General features: G+C 39.0%; 14 protein-coding genes and 2 riboswitches. Of the genes, 11 read left to right on the top strand and 3 right to left on the bottom strand.

The window, feature by feature from the left end; translation table 11 throughout:
• The first annotated feature begins 376 nt into the window (after positions 1–376).
• A complete protein-coding gene (locus tag CFK40_RS18135) occupies positions 377–2,083 on the top strand; it encodes an RNA-guided endonuclease TnpB family protein (protein ID WP_089533797.1) in 1,707 nt (568 codons plus the stop codon).
• Positions 2,084–2,171: 88 nt separating this feature from the next.
• Here the strand turns inward: CFK40_RS18135 and metE are convergent, their stop codons facing one another.
• From metE to metC, 3 genes are read right to left on the bottom strand one after another with little or no spacing between them, the layout of a single operon-like run.
• Positions 2,172–4,466 (bottom strand): 5-methyltetrahydropteroyltriglutamate--homocysteine S-methyltransferase, encoded by a 2,295-nt coding sequence (gene metE, locus CFK40_RS18130; protein ID WP_089533796.1) that lies wholly within the window; start codon positions 4,464–4,466, stop codon positions 2,172–2,174.
• 45 nt (positions 4,467–4,511) lie between these two features.
• On the bottom strand, positions 4,512–6,371 hold the full coding sequence (locus tag CFK40_RS18125) for a bifunctional homocysteine S-methyltransferase/methylenetetrahydrofolate reductase (RefSeq protein WP_089533795.1): 1,860 nt from the start codon (positions 6,369–6,371) through the stop codon (positions 4,512–4,514).
• 34 nt (positions 6,372–6,405) lie between these two features.
• Positions 6,406–7,587 carry a cystathionine beta-lyase gene (metC, locus tag CFK40_RS18120; protein WP_089533794.1) on the bottom strand — a complete coding sequence of 394 codons (1,182 nt, stop codon included), beginning with the start codon at positions 7,585–7,587 and terminating at the stop codon, positions 6,406–6,408.
• 78 nt (positions 7,588–7,665) lie between these two features.
• Positions 7,666–7,773: riboswitch (SAM riboswitch) on the bottom strand.
• A gap of 255 nt (positions 7,774–8,028) precedes the next feature.
• Positions 8,029–8,128, top strand: a riboswitch (SAM riboswitch).
• Between the two features lie 73 nt (positions 8,129–8,201).
• On the opposite strand from metC, the gene CFK40_RS18115 reads away from it, so the two are divergent.
• The 10 genes from CFK40_RS18115 to cysC all read left to right on the top strand — a co-directional run bounded on the left by CFK40_RS18115 (position 8,202) and on the right by cysC (position 19,443).
• On the top strand, positions 8,202–8,924 hold the full coding sequence (locus tag CFK40_RS18115; protein ID WP_089533793.1) for a phosphoadenylyl-sulfate reductase: 723 nt from the start codon (positions 8,202–8,204) through the stop codon (positions 8,922–8,924).
• Positions 8,925–9,153: 229 nt separating this feature from the next.
• Positions 9,154–11,004 carry an assimilatory sulfite reductase (NADPH) flavoprotein subunit gene (locus CFK40_RS18110; protein ID WP_089533792.1) on the top strand — a complete coding sequence of 617 codons (1,851 nt, stop codon included), beginning with the start codon at positions 9,154–9,156 and terminating at the stop codon, positions 11,002–11,004.
• Positions 11,005–11,043: 39 nt separating this feature from the next.
• The gene (gene cysI / locus CFK40_RS18105) at positions 11,044–12,777 is read left to right on the top strand and encodes an assimilatory sulfite reductase (NADPH) hemoprotein subunit (RefSeq protein WP_089533791.1); all 1,734 of its coding nucleotides are present in this window, start codon (positions 11,044–11,046) and stop codon (positions 12,775–12,777) included.
• A gap of 83 nt (positions 12,778–12,860) precedes the next feature.
• Positions 12,861–13,637, top strand: coding sequence for a uroporphyrinogen-III C-methyltransferase (cobA, locus tag CFK40_RS18100; RefSeq protein ID WP_089533790.1), 777 nt, complete (start codon positions 12,861–12,863; stop codon positions 13,635–13,637).
• 16 nt (positions 13,638–13,653) lie between these two features.
• Positions 13,654–14,400 (top strand): sirohydrochlorin chelatase, encoded by a 747-nt coding sequence (locus tag CFK40_RS18095; RefSeq protein WP_089533789.1) that lies wholly within the window; start codon positions 13,654–13,656, stop codon positions 14,398–14,400.
• Entirely contained in the window at positions 14,397–15,014 is a 618-nt protein-coding gene (locus CFK40_RS18090; protein WP_089533788.1) for an NAD(P)-binding protein, read from the top strand. Before CFK40_RS18095 ends, CFK40_RS18090 begins: the two co-directional genes overlap by 4 nt.
• A complete protein-coding gene (locus tag CFK40_RS18085; RefSeq protein WP_089533787.1) occupies positions 15,011–15,805 on the top strand; it encodes a uroporphyrinogen-III synthase in 795 nt (264 codons plus the stop codon). The genes CFK40_RS18090 and CFK40_RS18085 overlap by 4 nt, the downstream gene beginning before the upstream one ends.
• A 47-nt stretch (positions 15,806–15,852) precedes the next feature.
• Positions 15,853–17,028, top strand: a complete 1,176-nt coding sequence (sat, locus tag CFK40_RS18080; protein ID WP_089533786.1) for a sulfate adenylyltransferase — start codon at positions 15,853–15,855, stop codon at positions 17,026–17,028.
• A gap of 18 nt (positions 17,029–17,046) precedes the next feature.
• Positions 17,047–18,825: an SLC13 family permease gene (locus tag CFK40_RS18075; protein WP_089533785.1), complete on the top strand. Its 1,779-nt coding sequence runs from the start codon at positions 17,047–17,049 to the stop codon at positions 18,823–18,825.
• Positions 18,826–18,837: 12 nt separating this feature from the next.
• Positions 18,838–19,443 carry an adenylyl-sulfate kinase gene (cysC, locus tag CFK40_RS18070; RefSeq protein ID WP_089533784.1) on the top strand — a complete coding sequence of 202 codons (606 nt, stop codon included), beginning with the start codon at positions 18,838–18,840 and terminating at the stop codon, positions 19,441–19,443.
• Positions 19,444–19,481: the final 38 nt, after the last annotated feature.

The following is a 19,481-nucleotide window of genomic DNA, read 5'->3' as shown; positions in this document are numbered from 1 at the left end:
AGTTCAAAAATCTTTTATTTATCAGTATATCATAACATTGTTCGAGGAAATTAAGCGTAAAAAATCCAGTATTAAACAAAACCCTAGACAATGCCTATTGGCAAAGCTAGGGTTTGAAAAGTATATCCATAAATATGAAATCCTGCGTTTTGCCTTAATGGAACCGTCGTACACGAAATCATACGTGGTAGTGTGAGAGAGTGACCCTTCTATCTTTATCTTATTAGGGCGAGAAGACCCCACTTCAAACACTCGAAGGTTTCAAAAACCAATGTTAAGTGGGGGATGAATCGCCCCTCCGAAGAAGATTTTTGTTGAAATGGGAACAGACATTCTGATATAATAAATACAATATAACAAGACAGGAGCATGACTTATGGGAATTAAGGCGTATTTTTCAAATCGTATCTATAAGAATACCATTTTGGATGAAAACGTTGATACTATTGGTCATGCTCTCTTTGTGTTTAATAGAGCGAAGCAGTTTGCCTTTAGTACAGCAACAAAAGAAAAACGCTCTGGATTGAAAAAACGAGACAAATCGTTGCACCTTACGGTAAAGAACAGGTTTTCGTTGGATGATTACTACACTAATAGCGCCGTTCAAGAGGCTAAAGCAAAAGAAAAGAGTCTAGTCGAGTTAAAGAAGCTATACATGAAGAACAAAGAGACTCAAATTAAGTCGATCAAAAAGAAAATAAAAAAAGACAAATCAAAACTAACGTCATTAAAAAAAATTAAAAAAACATTTAGAAACGGAAAGCCATCATTCCCCCAAAATTCAAGAATGAAAAAGTTGGGTAACTACTTTGTCGTGCAATTCAAAAATAAGACTGATTTGTATTATCATACGTATCAATTTGAACATACATACTTAGATGCTGAAATCAAAAGACTCCACACACGAACTGGTTTTTTAAACTTCAAATTGAACAAATACGATGATAGCCTAAAATCCTTAAAGACGAAAATACCGAGCGTCGTCTTTGGTTCAAAAAAACAATTCCAAGCACAGTACACTATCGATACGTATGTCAATAACCATAAACTTTGGCAAAAGACTTGGGAAGAGAATAGATACCGAAAGATGGTCATTTCTGGTCGTAAGGACTCAGGCTGTGGAAATTTTGTTTTTAACTATGATTGGACGAATAAAGTGCTTCGTTTCAAGACACCGAAAGGTGTCTTAGTTGAAATTGAGAACCTGTATTTCCCTTATGGTCAAGAAAAAGTAGAAAGTAGGATCCTTGCACAGACGAATTGTAAGAATAAAATGAAATACGGGAAGCCAGTAGCATGGGCAATAGAAGACTGTGGGGAATACTACATCTTTAAAACGATGTTCGATGAAGAATCAAAAGCGTATGTGAATCATTCCAAGACAGATGGAGCAATTGGCATTGACTGTAACGTTGACCATTTCGCAGTATCACATGTTAATTCGAATGGTCAACTCCTAGGTTCCTGGTCTTTAAAATTCGATTTGAAAGGCAAGACAAGTGGACAGACGACGAAAATCATTGAAGCCGAAGCAATAGAGGTCGTTAGCATTGCTACTCGTACAAATAAGCCGATAGTAGTCGAGAAACTAAATACGACATCATCAAAGCTATCTAATCCCTACGGAAACAAAAAAGCAAATAGGATGATGTCTGCTTTCGCATACAAAAAGATGCTTACTGCAATAAAATCACGAGCTGAAAAAGAGGACATTGCAGTTTTTGAAGTCAACCCTGCATATACAAGTCAAATAGGTAAGATGAAGTATATGAAAAGATTAGGTATATCGATACATGAAGCAGCTAGTTTTGTAATTGCTCGTAGAGCAATGGGTTTTAAAGAAAAACTTCCACCAGTGTTGGGCACACTACTACCAGAGAAGATAGTAGGTGCTCATCATTGGGTGCATTGGAAGTATATTTCGAATGCGTTGAAAGGTATACATACTAATTCGTACTACCATTCAAATTTTTTCAACTTAGACAGGTTTCGTTCTACGAACGAATTTTTTGCTTCAGGTGCTCTTACAGACTTGGAAATAAAAGGTCTGTTAAAGTTGAAAAATGGAAAAACCGCATCCTAGTTGAACGGGATACGGTCATGTACAATACATGTCTTTTTTTAGAATCCCCACTTCAAACAATCCGTATGGATGTTAAGTGGTGGGTAGTTCAATATTTCTGATAGGCTAATTGTTCCTTGCGTATTTCTTCAGCGGCTTCGGTCATCGCTGTTAATGCACCAATCGTTTCTGCTTGATTTCTTGTTTTTAAACCACAATCAGGGTTAATCCAGAACTGTTCCGCAGAAATGGTTTTTAATGCTCGGACAATATTTTGTTTAATTTCTTCTTTGTCTGGTATCCGTGGACTATGAATATCATAAACACCAAGTCCGATCTCCTTTTTATAGGTATTCTCTTCAAATGTACCAATAATTTCACCATGACTTCTTGATGTTTCAATTGAAATGACATCTGCATCCAAAGCGTCAATCGCATCAAAAATATCTTGAAATTCGGAGTAACACATATGTGTATGAATTTGTGTGTGATCCTGAACAGAAGATGTTGCCAATCGGAATGCATATACTGCATCATTCAGATAGGCTTCCCATTTTTTTTCGTCCAACGGGAGTCCCTCTCTTAAAGCAGGCTCATCTACCTGAATAATTTGGATGCCATTTTCTTCAAGAGCTTCCACCTCTTTGCGGAGGGCAAAAGCAATCTGGTTCTGTACCGTATTTCTTGGTACATCGTCATGAACAAATGACCAGTTTAAAATCGTGGTCGGGCCAGTAAGCATTCCTTTTACAGGTTTGTCTGTCAATGATTGTGCAAAGACACTTTCCTTTACTGTCATTGGCTGATCAAAAGAAACATCTCCGAAAATCAAAGGAGGCTTCACACAACGTGAACCATAAGATTGAACCCAACCATACTCAGTGACACCAAATCCATTCAGTTTTTCACCGAAGTATTCTACCATGTCTGTTCGCTCGAATTCTCCATGTACTAGTACATCAAGCCCGATTTCTTCTTGGATTGTTATCCATTTATCTATGTTATTGTTAATGAATTGTTCGTATTGACTCGTGGTAATTTCTCCTTTACGCCATTTTGTTCTTGTTTTTCTTACTTCTGTTGTTTGTGGCAGACTGCCAATCGTTGTTGTTGGAAGCAGTGGCAGCTTTAATTGTTCATTTTGCTTTTCGATCCGCTCGGCAAATGGTTGGGCACGTTTTGCATCGGAATCGTCTAGCTGCTCAATCGTTCTTCTCACGCGTTCATTGATCCGGTTGGTGGAATTGTTATAATCATCTACTTGCTGCTTGTTATTCTGTATTTCTTTGCTGATCGTTTCTTTTCCGGACTGCAGGCCTTTTGATAGCGTGATAATTTCCTCAAGCTTTTCATCAGCAAAAGATAATCCGCTTATAATCGCTGGATCAAGTGTCTCCTCCAATTTTGTGGTTACTGGTACATGTAATAAAGAAGAGGAGGGCTGTACGATCAGCTGATTATTGTTTACATATTGTTTAATATTTTTCAGTAGTTCCAGTTTGTCTTCCAAATTCGCTTTCCAAACATTTCGGCCATTGACAATCCCAGCTGCAAGTACTTTATCTGCAGGGAACCCGTGTTGTTTTAATAATTCCAGTGACTCTCCATGCACAAAGTCAATCCCGATGGCTGCTACAGGTAATTCAACGACATCTTTGTAATTTACAATGTTCTCAAAATAGGTTTGTAAAATAAGTTTTAGATTCGGTACCTTTTCGTCGAATTGTTTGTAAGCCTGTTTAGTAGCTGCTAGTACTTCATCTGAAAGATTTGTTCCAAAAATGGGTTCATCGATTTGTACCCATGATGCTCCGGCTTCTTCTAGTTCTTTTAATAGTTGGACATACAAAGGAATAAATGCTTGTAAAAGTGTAGGGAAGTCTTGCTCGTCATAACCTTTTGATAACTTTAGGTATGTAATCGGTCCTAAAATTACTGGTTTCCCATCAATACCCAGTTTTTCTTTTGCCTCTTTATAAAATGAAAGTGGGCGATTTTCTGTTAATGCTGGTTTCACATTTTCAAGCTCAGGAACGATGTAGTGATAGTTTGTATTAAACCATTTTGTCATTTCAGATGCGACCGCATCTTTAGTCCCTCGTGCAATGGCAAAATAAGTCTCTAGATTAACTTTCCCACCATCGTATTTGAAACGGTCTGGAACTACGCCGAACATGATGGATGTATCTAGGACGTGGTCATATAGGGAAAAATCTCCAACCGGTATCAAATCAACACCGAGTGCTTGTTGCTTTTTTAAGTTATCAAGTCTTAATCGCTCCGTTTGTTCCAGTAATTCCTTTTCTGAAATTTGCTCACTCCAGAACTTTTCCAATGATCGTTTCCATTCTCTTTTCTCGCCAATTCTTGGATACCCTAAAGTTGAACTGATTACTTTTGTCATTTTGTTTTCCTCCTCTAATTTTAGAAAGTGCTTTTACAACAATTCTTACAAACGGGCAGTAGACAACACCTCCCCAAGGCGTTTTGATTGTACTTTTTTCTGAATATACTCCACAAGCCGAATGGAGATGTCATAACGCATGAACGGTGTAATTAAATATATGCCGTGGAAGTTTTCCAAAGCAACGTCGATTAATCCCTTTGCGATTGTAATACCTTGCTCGACCGATTGCTCTTTATCCGCGCTTGCTGACCGCATTTTTGCCCGTATGCTTTCAGTTAGCTTGATACCTGGCACTTCGTTATGCAGAAACTCTGCGTTTTTCGTTGAAGTTAGCGGCATAATTCCAACAAAGATAGGTGTATCAATATGTTTAGTTGCTACAGCTAAGTCAATGATTTTTTCCGGGCTGTATATGGGCTGTGTTAGAAAGTAGTCTGTACCACAAGCGATTTTCTTCTCTAATCGTTCCACCGCTTTATCAAGCCTTGCAACATTTGGATTAAAAGCAGCACCCACATGAAAGGAGGTTGCCTGTCTTAATGACTTTCCGGAAAAGGAAAGACCATCATTGGATTGTTTGATTAATTTAATTAAATCAAAGGAAGTGACATCAAAAACGGAAGTGGCACCAGGAAAATCGCCTATTTTAGTCGGATCACCCGTGATTGCCAGGATTTCGTTGATATCTAGTGTGTGCAGTCCCATCAAATGGGATTGCAGTCCAATTAAATTCCGATCTCGACATGTTAAATGAACAAGTGGTCTAAGGCCAATTTCTCGCTTTATTTTTGTAGCAATTGCTAGGTTACTTATTCTTGGTGTTGCTAGTGAATTATCAGCCAATGTAATCGCATCAACACCCACTTCTTTTAATGCCCTTACACCTTCCATATATTCAGTTGTATCTAAGTGCTTTGGTGCATCAAGCTCAACAATAACGGTGTGTCGTTTTTTTACAATATCTAGTAGGGGTGTTTCAGTACGGACTTGGTTCTCTTTAACTTTGATTGATGAGGGTCTTTTGATAATTTTCTTTTCCGTTAAAGGTTTTAATCCTTTTACACCGCGTGCTAATGCATGTATGTGTTCAGGTGTGGTTCCACAACATCCCCCGATTAATCGAACGCCTTCATTACGAAAATCACGTGCACAGTTTTCGAAGTAATCTGGCTCGTTTTCATAGATTAGCTTGCCATCATGATAAGCTGGCAAACTAGCATTTGGATAGGATGCCAGAAAGGAGTTTCTGGATAATGGAACGTTCTTTAATGACTCCACCATATGGTGCGGGCCCAACCGGCAATTGATTCCGACAATATCGGCACCTGTATCCTCTAATCTTTGTAATGCATCAGATAAATGGATTCCATTTTCAAGAATACCGGCCTCATGCATGGACACATTGGCAATTATCGGCAGATTTGTTTCTTCCCGAGCAATTTCTAAGACTGTTGTTAATTCATCTAGGTTGTAATAGGTTTCCAATATCAGTCCATCGACATTTCCTAGAAGCAGGCAATACAATTGTTCCCTGAAGCTTCTTTTTATTTCCTCTTTTGTTCCTAGCGATGTTTGCGTTCCATGGATTCCTCCTATTGTTCCAAGGACAAATGTATGATCACTAGCTACTTGTTTGGCTATATTAATTGCTGCGGTATTTATTTTTTTAACCTGATCTTCCAATCCATACCTAGCAAGCTTGATATAATTTGCCCCATAAGTATTTGTCTGGATTAAATCAGCTCCAGCATCGATATAGGCTTGATGAACATGTGCTATTTGCACTTCATGTGTCAGGTTCAATTCTTCAAAACAGCGATCTACTCCGTAAGAATATAGTAGAGTCCCCATCGCACCATCACCAATCAGGATGCGCTCTTTCAATGTTTTTAATAAATCCATCTATTTCCTCCTTGAAAAGACTTATTTAGTTATACTAAACCAACTCCATTTGGTGGTGAGGTATTTTTAATGCTTGATCTAGATCTGCAATTAAATCTTCTACATGTTCCAGGCCAACAGAAAGTCTTAACAATCCATCCGTAATGCCTCTTTTCTCTCTTTCCTGCTTTGGCATTGCAGCGTGAGACATTGTTGCTGGATAAGAAAGAATCGATTCAACCCCTCCAAGGCTTACGGCGAATATAGGTAGTCGAATTTGTTCGACGAATGCTTTAGCAGCTGCTTTATTTGGTAAACGGAAAGAAAGAACAGCTCCTGACCCTTTAGACTGTCTGGCATGGATTGAATGCCCTGGATGGAAAGTTAAACCAGGGTAAAAGACTTCTTCAATTAACGGATGATCATGTAAATAAGTAGCTACTTTTTCTGCAGATTCGGATGACTGTTTTAAACGGGCACCTAACGTTTTGATCCCTTGGATAAGGGTGTAGGAATCCTGCGCACCTAAAATAGATCCAAAAGAGTTCTGAATAAATGCTAACTCATCGCCAAGTTCCGCGTTCCTTGTCACTGCTAAACCAGCAATAACGTCGCTATGACCTGATAAGAATTTAGTGGCACTATGGAGCACGATATCTACACCTAGTTCAAGCGGTTTCTGATAGAGTGGAGTCATAAAAGTGTTGTCGAGAAAGGTTAAGCAATGATTAGCTTTAGCAACCTTTACGACACCTTCAATATCTGTAATGTTTAAACACGGGTTAGATGGTGTTTCCATGTATATTACCTTCGTATTTGGTTGGATAGCACTAGCGGTTTCATTAAGATCTGTCATATTTACAAATGTGTGGTCTATCTCGTATTTAGTTAACACTTCTGTTATAAAACGATACGTACCGCCGTATACATCCTCAGAAACTAGCACATGGTCACCAGCAGAAAGCAACATAAAAGCAGAAGAAATAGCTGCCATTCCAGAAGCAAATGCTAACCCTCTTACACCACCTTCTAATTCAGCAATTGTTTGTTCCAATGCTTGCCTTGTCGGATTTCCCGATCGACTATAATCGAATGGGCCAAAATGATCAAAGCTTTCTTGGTGAAAGGTGGATGATAAATAAATAGGGACGTTTACTGCACCTGTTTTCTGTTCAATGTCAACATTTGATGATGCATGAATTAATTTTGTTTCCAATTGATCTTTGTTAAAGCCCATGTTCGCTAGACCTCCTCATATGAAATAAAAAATTAGGGACCTTCTAGAAGAAGAAGGTCCCTAATAACGAAAACAATCCCCTTATCTTCTAGGTAAGTAGTTAACCTATTGGAATTAGCACCATGGCCAAAAAGGCTGGTTGCTGAGACATCGTCGGGCCAATCCCTCCGTCTCTCTTGATAAGAATACTTTATTTAATTTTATGAAAAGTTTAATTTCCAATACTTTAATATACAATGGAAAATAATGCAAGGGGCAAATGTTAAATTTTATCGTTTTATTAATTTATGAATTGGTTTAAAACTAATAACTGCAACGGTTTTCATTACTATGAAAATATAATTTCCTTATTTTATTTTTTCAAAAACATTTATTTTTCCTGTTGACATTCTACGATAACAGCTGTAAAGTATGAACTAATTTAAAATTAAGTATGCAATTTTCTTATCCAGAGAGGTGGAGGGACTGGCCCTTTGAAACCTCAGCAACAGATTTTTAAATACTGTGCTAATTCCAGAAGTGTAAAACTTGGAGATAGGAAGAGTAGTGTTTAAACCTCTTCTTGTTTTTAAGAAGGGGTTTTTTATTTTAGCTTTTATTTGGAGGGATGTAGTATGAATAATGATTCGATTACATACAATGATTTTCCCGGTGATCCTTTTAAGGAATGGAATCCAGCTGACGCGACAAAAGGAGCTTCTAGAATTCTGAAATGGGCTTATGAATCATATAAGGATTCTGTCGTTTATGCATGTAGCTTTGGTGCGGAAGGAATTGTATTAATTGATTTAATTTCCAAGGTGAAAAAGGATGCAGAAATTGTTTTTCTTGACACGGAGATTCATTTTCAGGAAACATATGAACTTATTGACAAAATAAAGGAAAAATACCCTGAACTTCAGATTCATTTAAAAAAACCTGAATTAACGTTGGAGGAGCAGGCTGGTGAATACGGTTCTGCCTTATGGAAACGCCGACCTGACCAATGTTGTTACATTCGAAAAATAAAGCCCCTTGAAGAAGCGTTAAGTGGTTTTCCTGCTTGGATCTCTGGCCTGCGAAGGGAACAGTCCGAAACACGGAAGGATTCTGATTTTGTCAATAAAGATGAACGATTTAAATCCATCAAAGTTTGCCCGTTAATCTATTGGACTTTGGATGATGTCTGGAATTATATCCAAGTAAACAACTTGCCATACAATGAATTGCATGATCAGGGCTACCCAAGTATAGGCTGTATACCATGTACTTCTTCAGTGAAGGATTCTGATGACACGCGTGCTGGTAGGTGGGCCGGGGTTAATAAAACAGAGTGCGGTCTTCACACTGCTAGGTAGCGATCAAGTTAGATTTAATTATACCTAAAAAGCCGTTAATCCATAGAACTTGGAGGAAGTTTCGAATTAAATCCGAGTAAACACCTTTGTTTACAGTGAATTAGGTAATTAAAGCTATGCAAGCATAGGAGTTAAGCCCTAAGAAGGAGGTGATTGCAATAGGGAGGCCTTTGGATCGATTATTATAATGTGTAAATATGTTGAAAAATTCTTTGTGAGGTGATTATCTTTGCAGTTACAGGTAACGAATAGCCCTTTTAATCAAGAGCAAGTGGAGAGCCTTAATCGGCTTTTACCAACACTTACGGAGTCACAGAAAATTTGGCTGAGTGGGTATTTGTCAGCCCCTCATGCTACGGAATCTTCCATATTGGCCGGTTCTCCAGTGAGGGACGCCCCAGAAGCCGAATTGTCTCCAAACAAAGTTGCTCAGATTACTTCTCGTGAAGTGAGAATACTTTTTGGGTCTGATACTGGCAATGGGCAGGCGCTTGCTGAAGAGATGTTTCAGAAATTGGAAGAGCGCGATTTTAAGGTGTCTCTCTCTTCGTTTGATGATTTCAAGCCAAAAGACTTAAAAAAAGTCCAGGATTTGCTGATAGTGACGAGCACCCATGGAGAAGGAGATCCGCCAGATAATGCGCTCTCTTTTCATGAATTTCTACATAGCAAGCGAGCACCGAAGCTTGAGGATGTGCGGTTTTCAGTTCTTTCCTTGGGAGATCAATCCTATGAGTTCTTTTGTCAGACTGGCAAGGATTTTGACAAACGGCTGGAAGAATTGGGTGGGGAACGGCTTTATCCACGAATCGATTGTGACGTAGATTTTGATGAGCCTGCTGCTGATTGGGTTGAGGGTGTCTTAGGTACACTGCACGTGTCCCAGGAGGTTGATGATACAGTTGAAAACTTAGGGCAGGTTGATTCCAGCTTACTAACGACAAAAGATCCGGTGTATTCAAGGTCTAATCCCTTTAAGGCCGAAGTCTTAGAAAACTTGAATCTAAACGGGCGTGGATCTAATAAAGAAACCAGACATCTGGAGTTATCTCTTGAAGGATCTAATCTTGCATTTGAACCTGGAGACAGCTTGGGCATTTTTCCCAAAAATGATCCTAGTTTGGTAGATAAGTTGATCGAGCAGATTGGTTGGAATCCTGAAGATAGTGTACCAATAAATAAACAAGGTGAACAGCGCACATTGCGCGATGCTCTACTCTTTAATTTCGAGATTACTAGATTGACAAAGCCGTTGCTTGAGCAGGCGGCACAGCTTTTCACTAATGACGGCTTAAAAAAACTCGTAAAGCCAGGACAGGAGGAAGAACTAAAGTCTTATATTGATGGGCGGGACCTGCTTGATTTGGTCCAGGATTTCCAACCCCAGGGCGTTTCACCTAGTGAATTTATACAGGCACTTCGGAAGATTCCAGCTCGTCTCTACTCCATTACGAGTAGTTTTAAAGCGAACCCAGACGAGGTACATCTTACGATTGGAACGGTTAGATATCATGCACATGGCCGGGATCGAAAAGGCGTATGCTCTGGTGAGTGCGGGGAACGAGTAGAGCCTGGTGAATTCTTACCAGTGTATATCCAACACAATCGTAATTTTAAATTTCCTACCGATTCCAAAACGCCTGTGATCATGATTGGACCAGGAACAGGTGTCGCTCCTTTTAGATCTTTCCTGGAGGACCGTGAGGAATCAGGTATGGAAGGAAAAACCTGGTTATTCTATGGTGATCAGCACTTTTCCACGGACTTCCTTTATCAGATTGAATGGCAAAAATGGCTTAAGGAAGGTGTGTTATCCAGGATGGATGTCGCTTTTTCCCGTGATAGGCCTGAGAAGGTTTATGTACAGCACCGTATGCTTGAAAGAAGCAAGGACCTTTTTCAATGGTTAAAAGACGGAGCAAGTGTATATGTATGTGGCGATGAGAAACGTATGGCAAATGACGTTCATACTACACTGCTAACAATCATTAAACAAGAGGGGAACATGAGCCATGAGGAAGCGGAAGTTTATCTGAGTGAAATGCGACAGCAAAAACGTTATCAACGCGATATTTACTAAGAATTAAAGAACTTTGAGAAGCCTGAGAGGAGTTTGAAAATGGTTGAAAATAGTAATCCCAAGCAACCTGGACCGCCAAGCGATCTTGAGCGTATAAAGAAAGACAGTAATTATCTGCGAGGGTCAATTGCGGAAGGTCTTAAGGACCAGATTAGCGGAAGCATTTCTGATGATGATAATAAGTTGTTAAAGTTCCATGGAAGCTACCAACAGGATGACAGAGATTTACGAAATGAGCGGCGGCGACAAAAGCTTGAGCCTGCATACCAATTTATGTTGCGTGCACGTGTTCCGGGTGGTGTCGCAACACCGGAACAATGGTTAGTCATGGACGATCTTTCTCAAAAGCATGGAAATGGGACGCTAAAATTAACGACTAGGCAGACGTTCCAACTGCACGGAATTCTAAAGTGGAATTTAAAGAAAACGATGCAGGAAATTAACGATTCACTTCTAGATACATTGGCCGCATGTGGTGATGTAAACAGAAATGTGATGTGCAATGTGAATCCCTATCAATCAGAAATTCATTCTGATGTTTACGAGTGGGCAACAAAACTTAGTAGTTATCTATTACCAAAAACGAACGCCTATCATGAGATTTGGCTTGATAAAGAAAAGGTCGTTGACAGTCGCCAGCCAGAAGAAATTGAACCTATGTATGGATCTCTTTATTTGCCTAGAAAGTTTAAAATCGGCATAGCGGTTCCGCCTTCAAACGATGTGGATATCTTTTCCCAGGATTTAGGTTTCATCGCAATTTTGGAAGAAGGGAAGCTACAAGGATTCAATGTTGCAGTAGGTGGAGGCATGGGGATGACTCATGGTGATACCAACACATATCCACAGGTATCAAGGGTCGTTGGCTTCTGTCCTGCAGATAAAATCATCGAGGTTGCGGAAAAGGTCATCACAATTCAGCGAGATTACGGGAATCGATCCGAAAGAAAAAATGCCCGATTTAAGTATACAATCGATGCCAGAGGGCTTGATTGGTTTAAAAATGAACTAAACGAAAGATTAGGATGGAATCTTGAAGAAGCGCAACCTTATCATTTCGAGCATAACGGTGATCGTTATGGTTGGGTAAAGGGTAACGGGCAGTGGCATCTGAATTTATTTATTCAAAACGGTCGAGTCAAAGACTTTGAAGACTATCCACTTATGACAGGCCTGAGAGAAATTGCTAAAATCCATACGGGAGAATTCCGGCTTACCGCTAACCAGAATTTGATAATCGCTAATATAACTAGTCAAAAGAAGCAAAAAATTGTTGAATTGGTCGAAAAATACGGACTCACTGAAGGTAAACATGTATCTGCGCTGCGAAAAAATTCCATGGCTTGTGTAGCCTTTCCGACTTGTGGGCTTGCTATGGCTGAATCGGAACGTTATCTTCCATCTCTAATAGATAAAATCGAGGTGATCTTGGATGAAGTTGGCCTATATGAAGAAGAAATCGTTATTCGTATGTCAGGATGTCCTAATGGATGTTCGCGTCCAGGGCTTGCAGAAATTGCCTTTATTGGAAAAGCACCAGGAAAATACAATATGTATCTAGGGGGAAGTTTCTCCGGAGAGCGCTTAAACAAACTTCACCGTGAGAATATAGGAGAAGAAGAGATTTTAGCGACCCTTCGTTCAATCCTGGTTCAGTATGCGAAAGAACGACAGGAAGATGAACACTTCGGTGACTACGTAATCCGTGCTGGTTATGTTGAAGAGGTTCGTTCAGGACTAGACTTTCATGCAGCTGAATTGAGTAGAAGCTAAACACTTCGATTGAAAACATCATAGTAAATGTAAAAAGTAAGTGTGCGAGTTTCGTTTTAATAAATAAGGAATGAGGTGAAACGATGGGAAAGGTTTATTTGGTGGGCGCTGGCCCTGGTGACGCAGACTTGATTACGGTTAAAGGTTTGAAAACTATTCAACAGTCAGATGTTATTTTATATGATCGTTTAATCAATGAAGAATTACTCAGTCATGCACCAGAGAGGACGGAATTAATTTATTGTGGAAAGAGTCCCAATCAGCATTCACTTACGCAAGATAGGATAAACAACTTACTCTGTAAATTTGCAAAGCAAGGAAAAGTTGTCACAAGACTGAAAGGCGGAGACCCATTTATTTTTGGAAGAGGCGGAGAAGAAGCAGAAGTTTTAGGGGAAAACGGGATTCCTTTTGAAATTGTTCCAGGTATTACTTCTGGTTCTGCCGCTCCTGCCTATGCAGGTATTCCATTAACTCATCGGGATTACAGCTCTTCGGTAACTTTTGTCTCGGGAGTAAGCAAAAGCGGTGAAGACACAGGAAAATACTGGAAACATCTTGCTCAAGGGATAGATACACTTTGTATTTATATGGGGGTTAAAAATCTTCCCGATATTTGTAAAAGGCTTATCCTACATGGTCGTGATCCTAATACCCCAATCGCATTGGTGCATTATGGTACGACTTCAATGCAACAAACTGTGACAGGAACATTGGAGAACATTGTAGATAAATCCAGAACAATAAAGAACCCAGCAATGATTATTATCGGTGAAGTTGTTCAACTAAGGGAACAGATACAGTGGTTTGAAAAAATTTCTATTGAAAGAGAGGTTCCTGCTCATGCTGTTGTTGGATGATTGGAGGGGATAAAGTATGCAAGGAGTTCTATATGTTAGTCACGGCAGTCGAATTTCCGAAGCAACATCCGAAGCAGTTACATGTATCACCTCCGTGCAGCAACAGGTTGAGGTTCCGCTTCAGGAAATTTGTTTTTTGGAGCTTGCTGAACCAGATGTCGAGCAAGGAATTGATAATTTGGTAAATCAAGGTGCTTCGAGGATTTCTATAGTACCTGTCCTGCTATTAAGCGCTGGGCATTACTATAAGGATATACCAGAAGAGGTAAATCAGGCAAAATTGAAATATCCTTCCATTACATTTACTTATGGTCGTCCACTTGGCGTGCAGGATCGCTTCATAAACATTTTGGCACAACGAATAGAAGAGACAACTATATCAGTCAAACCTGATGCGAAGATCCTGCTCGTTGGGCGTGGCAGCCGTAATCCACAAACTAAAATAGATATAGAAAATGTTGGGGGAAAGTTGCAGAGAAAAACGAACGTTACCCGTGTTGATGTTTGTTTTTTAGCTGCTTGTGATCCTTCTTTTGAGCAGGCGATTCAGTCTTCTTTAAAAGAAGAACATTCACAAATTTTCATTGTTCCCTATTTATGGTTTACTGGGGTGCTCTTGCGTTCTATAGAGAAAGAAATAAGTGAGTTAACTAACTCAAATAAGAATGTTGTTTTATGTAGGCAACTCGGCGATCATCCTATCATTAAAAGGGCACTGAAAGAACGCGTTTATGAATCTTTTAAAAAGGGTGTCCAAAAATGACATTAACACCTCTTATGATTGATTTAGGTGGAAAAAAAGTCGTTATTGTTGGTGGGGGTCGTGTTGCAGAGCGTAGAGTCCAAAACCTATTGGAGAGTGGCGCTTTGCTAACCGTAATTAGTCCGGAAATTGAAGAAAAAATTCACTCACTATGGGAAAAAGGACTATTAAACTGGCGGCAAAAGTATTTTGAAGCTGAAGATCTTGATAATGCTTTTCTGATTATTGTGGCTACCAATAATTCGGTGGTGAATCAATCTGTCGTTCAGGCCACACCTCCTAATTCCTTACTAAGCGTAGCATCGGATGCTAACCAAGGAAACGTACAATTTCCTGCCCATTTTAAGCAAGGGAAATTATCGGTGAGTATATCGACTAATGGTGCAAGTCCGTTGCTTTCGGCCAAAATAAAAAAGCATCTTCATACTATTTACGATGAGAACTATGGGGACTATGTAGATTTTTTGTATGAGAGTCGACAATTAATTAAACATTCAGCCCTTGCTAAAAAGGAACAAAAGCTCTTATTAAAGGATCTTTTACGTGAAGACTTTCTAAACAAGGATAAACAAAGAAAAAAACTCGTTTGTCTGAAGGGGGACATACTCAAGTGAAAGATTTGAAGGGTAAAAGGATCGGTGTTGCGGCAACACGAAAAGCAGATGTTATTTCCACACTTATTCAAAAGAATGGTGGTACACCTTTTGTTTTTTCAATACAGGGGGAGCAGATTTTAAATGAAGAGACTAGCAAGAAAAATGTAAAAGAGTTAATGACCAAACCGTTTGATCTAGTACTTTTAACCACGGGAATCGGTGCTGAGACGCTAGAAAACACCGCTGATAAGATGAACCTTCTCCCCGATTTCATTTGGAAACTGGAGAATACAACGTTAGCAGTTCGTGGTAGTAAAACGGTCAATTGGCTAAAAAAACAATCCTTGTCTGCAAAATTCGTTTCTGAGGATGGTACGATGGAGAATCTACTAAACTCTTTGGCCGCCCGAAAGCCTGACACCGGTAATCGTTTATTTTTACAAGCTTATAATCAAGATGATATAACACTGAAGCAACACCTTGAAAATATTGGCTATTATGTCTACCTATCAAAACCTTACCATTATAAGGAGCCAGATTATAAAACTTTAAGTAACTTAAGACAAGAGATTATCAACGAATTACTTGAGGCAGTTATTTTTACTAGTAAAGGTCAGGTTCAAAACCTTTTTAAAGCGTCTAACAAATCAAAAGAAATGGTTGATTCGTTCAATAATGAGGTCTTAGCAGTAGCTGTTGGAAAAGTAACTGCCCATGAACTTGAGCAAAAAGGTATTGTGAACGTTTTTCAGCCCATTAAGCCGAAGATGGGTGCTATGGTTGTTGAACTTAGGGAGTACCTCGCATAAACCCCTATTAGTGAGTGTTCAAAATAGAAGCATTTAGGAGTGTGATTATGACAGTAACAAAAGAGAAGCAGCAGATACCACAAGCACATGGTGGTGCACTTGTTAATCGTGAACTTACAGGTAAAGAAAAGGAAGAAGAGTTAGTTGAAGCAAAATCTCTAAATTCGCTTACTGTAGATGCGTGGGGGATTTCAGATATAGAATTAATTGGCATCGGGGGATTCAGTCCTTTAATAGGTTTCATGGGGCAATCTGATTATGAAAGTGTTATAACTAATTATCGACTCGTGGATGGTACGGTATGGAGCATTCCAATTACATTATCAGTATCAAAAGAACAAGCTGATGAGTTTCAAATTGGTGAAAAAATTGCACTTAAAGGGGAAGACGGAGCTACTTATGGAACGATTCAATTAGAAGAAAAATACACCTATGATAAGAAACTAGAAGCACAAAATATTTATGGTACTACTGAAGAAAAACATCCAGGTGTAAAAAAATTATATGAACGTGGCGATGTTTATCTTGCTGGTCCTATTACATTGTTACAGCGTCCAGATCATGGGGAGTTCAACAAATTTTATCTGGATCCAAGTGAAACAAGGAAAATGTTTGCTGACTTAGGATGGAAAACAATAGTAGGATTCCAAACGCGTAATCCAGTACATCGTGCACATGAATATATTCAAAAATGTGCATTAGAAGCTGTTGATGGTCTATTTTTAAATCCATTGGTAGGTGAAACAAAAGCGGATGATATTCCTGCCGATATTCGAATGGAAAGCTATCAGTCAATCCTTAAACATTATTATCCCGCTGACCGAACGCGTCTTGCTATTTATCCTGCAGCAATGCGTTATGCCGGTCCTAAAGAATCTGTTCTACATGCGATTGTACGTAAAAACTTTGGTTGTACGCACTTTATTGTTGGTCGTGACCATGCGGGTGTCGGTGATTATTATGATACCTATGAGGCGCAACAGTTTATATCACAATTTGAAGGTGAGTTAGGCATTGAAATTTTTAAATTTGAACATGCTTTCTTTTGTACTGAATGTGGAAATATGGGAACTGCCAAAACGTGCCCACACGATAAAGAATATCATGTGCATTTAAGTGGAACGAAGGTTCGTGAAAAACTACGTAATGGGGAACGTCCGCCAAAAGAGTTTTCACGCCCTGAAGTAGCAGACATTCTCATCAAAGGAATGCAAGATAACTAATAGAGGGGATATACTCCCATGACATTTGATATGATTTTTGTATTGATCATGATTATCGCCATGCTGGTTGGATTACTTTTCGAGGTAGCCCGACCAGACATGGTTGTTTTTTCAGTATTGGTAGTTTTTCTTATTTCAGGAATTCTAACTACTCAGGAAGCTTTAAGCGGTTTTTCCAACCAAGGAATGCTTACTGTTGCATTATTGTTTATTGTTGCAGGGGCGGTACAGAAAAGTGGTTTGGTGGATCAATTGATGACCAGGTGGCTCCGGAATAGTACTAGCCAAATAGGATCCATGATACGATTTTTTATTCCAACAGCCGCGTTTTCGGCATTTTTGAATAACACACCAATTGTTGTTACGTTTACACCAATAATTAAGAAATGGTGTGAAGACAAAAATATTGCTCCTTCCAAGTTTTTAATACCATTGTCTTACGTAACCATTCTTGGTGGGACGATAACCTTAATGGGTACATCTACAAATTTGGTTGTTCATGGTTTATTGTTGGATATGGGATATGAGGGCTTCTCGTTATTTACACTAACATCTGTAGGTATACCAGTTGCTAGTGTAGGGGTGCTTTACATATTTTTCATAGGCCGCCATCTTTTACCCGACAATAGAGGATTTAGTCAAAAATTAAAAGAAAAATCAAAAGAGTATATTTCAGAAATACAAGTGGAGGATTCGTTTAAATATATAAATAAGAGTGTGAAAGAAGCTGGTCTTCGTGATTTGAAAGGTTTGTATTTAATTGAAATTATTCGGGAAAGTGGAAGAGTATCGCCTGTTTGTTCAACAACAAAAATTTTTGTAGGGGACAGGTTGATATTTACGGGATTGATTTCAACCATTGCGGATCTACAAAAAATAAAAGGTTTGAAATTGGAAACAGGTACCCATTTAGGGTTGGATCAATTGAAAAAGGGATCAACAAATTTAGTTGATGCGGTAGTTTCCCATCAATCTTCATTGTTAACTAGATCGATTAAGCAAAGTCAATTTCGTTCTAGATACGATGCTGGTGTTATTGCTGTACATCGAAACAATGAAAGAATCAAAAGCAAAGTAGGGGATATTACCCTAAGAGCTGGGGATACATTACTATTACTTGCAGGGTCTCAATTTATTGAAAAAAATAACCAATCAAATGACTTTTATGTTGTATCATCACTTGATACGCCAGAGACGTTAAACCAGAATGCAAAAAAAGGGATTTTTTCAGTCGGTATTTTATTAACCATGATTATACTCGTTACACTGGGCGTATTGAGTATGTTTGAGGCAATGGCACTTGGAGTGTTTATATTGTTGTTTTCTCGAGTGATTTCTGTTGAAGAGGCTAAGCGGTATGTACAATTCAACGTCTTACTATTAATAGCGAGTTCCCTGGGAATAGGGGCTGCAATGACGAAAACAGGACTTGCGAGTTGGATTGCAGATAAGTTAATGGCAATTGGGGAACCGCTTGGGCTCATAGCCATTTTAGTTATCATGTATGGCTTAACAAATATATTCACAGAATTAATTACCAATAGCGCAGCTGCGGTATTAATGTTACCAATTGGCTTAGAAATGGCTGAAGCACTAAACCTTGATCCAATGGGTTTTGCAGTTCTAGTAGCAATTGCTGCATCCTCAAGCTTTATAACCCCAATTGGCTATCAAACAAATTTAATTGTTTATGGCCCAGGCGGATATAAATTTATGGATTTTGTGAAGGTTGGAACACCACTAAGTATTTTAGTGATGATTACATCTGTTACATTTATTTATCATATATGGTTTTAGGAGGATTTTAGTATGACAAAATCAACGAATATCGTCTGGCATGATTCAAAGGTGTCAAAAGAAAGTAGACGGGAATTAAACAATCATAAAAGTGCGGCCCTTTGGTTTACTGGACTGTCAGGATCAGGTAAGTCAACTGTTTCTGTTGAGCTTGAAAAAGAACTTCATACATTGGGTATTCATACATATCGTTTAGATGGCGATAATGTGCGCTATGGTTTGAATAATAATCTTGGGTTTAGCCAGGAAGACCGTACAGAGAATATCCGTCGAATTGGAGAGGTATCAAAACTAATGGTTGATGCAGGTTTGTTTACATTAACTGCATTTATTTCTCCTTACCGCGAGGACCGTGACAAGGTACGCGCGATTCTTGATGAAGTTGAATTCATTGAAGTTTATGTAAAGGCACGTGTGGAAACATGTGAATCCCGTGATCCAAAAGGGCTTTATAAAAAAGCTCGTGCTGGTGAAATCAAAGGGTTTACTGGTATTGATGCTCCCTATGAAGAGCCAACTAAACCGGAGATAGTTATTGATACGGATAAGCTTTCTCTAGAAGAATCTGTCCAGACTATAGTTGCGTACTTAAAAGAGAAAGAATATCTTAAGCAGTGAAAAATTCATTTGACTATCATCAGCTGCTGGGAAAAGAG

Origin of the sequence: Virgibacillus necropolis, assembly GCF_002224365.1 — a bacterium.
GTDB classification, from domain to species: domain Bacteria; phylum Bacillota; class Bacilli; order Bacillales; family Amphibacillaceae; genus Virgibacillus_F; species Virgibacillus_F necropolis.
This window is presented reverse-complemented; position numbering and strand designations above follow the sequence as displayed.

Coding starts and splice junctions, on each gene's coding strand:
- CFK40_RS18135 (WP_089533797.1), top strand. CDS start 377: ATGGGAATTAAGGCGTATTTTTCAAATCGTATCTATAAGAATACCATT.
- metE (WP_089533796.1), bottom strand. CDS start 4,466: ATGACAAAAGTAATCAGTTCAACTTTAGGGTATCCAAGAATTGGCGAG.
- CFK40_RS18125 (WP_089533795.1), bottom strand. CDS start 6,371: ATGGATTTATTAAAAACATTGAAAGAGCGCATCCTGATTGGTGATGGT.
- metC (WP_089533794.1), bottom strand. CDS start 7,587: ATGGGCTTTAACAAAGATCAATTGGAAACAAAATTAATTCATGCATCA.
- CFK40_RS18115 (WP_089533793.1), top strand. CDS start 8,202: ATGAATAATGATTCGATTACATACAATGATTTTCCCGGTGATCCTTTT.
- cysI (WP_089533791.1), top strand. CDS start 11,044: ATGGTTGAAAATAGTAATCCCAAGCAACCTGGACCGCCAAGCGATCTT.
- cobA (WP_089533790.1), top strand. CDS start 12,861: ATGGGAAAGGTTTATTTGGTGGGCGCTGGCCCTGGTGACGCAGACTTG.
- CFK40_RS18095 (WP_089533789.1), top strand. CDS start 13,654: ATGCAAGGAGTTCTATATGTTAGTCACGGCAGTCGAATTTCCGAAGCA.
- CFK40_RS18090 (WP_089533788.1), top strand. CDS start 14,397: ATGACATTAACACCTCTTATGATTGATTTAGGTGGAAAAAAAGTCGTT.
- sat (WP_089533786.1), top strand. CDS start 15,853: ATGACAGTAACAAAAGAGAAGCAGCAGATACCACAAGCACATGGTGGT.
- CFK40_RS18075 (WP_089533785.1), top strand. CDS start 17,047: ATGACATTTGATATGATTTTTGTATTGATCATGATTATCGCCATGCTG.
- cysC (WP_089533784.1), top strand. CDS start 18,838: ATGACAAAATCAACGAATATCGTCTGGCATGATTCAAAGGTGTCAAAA.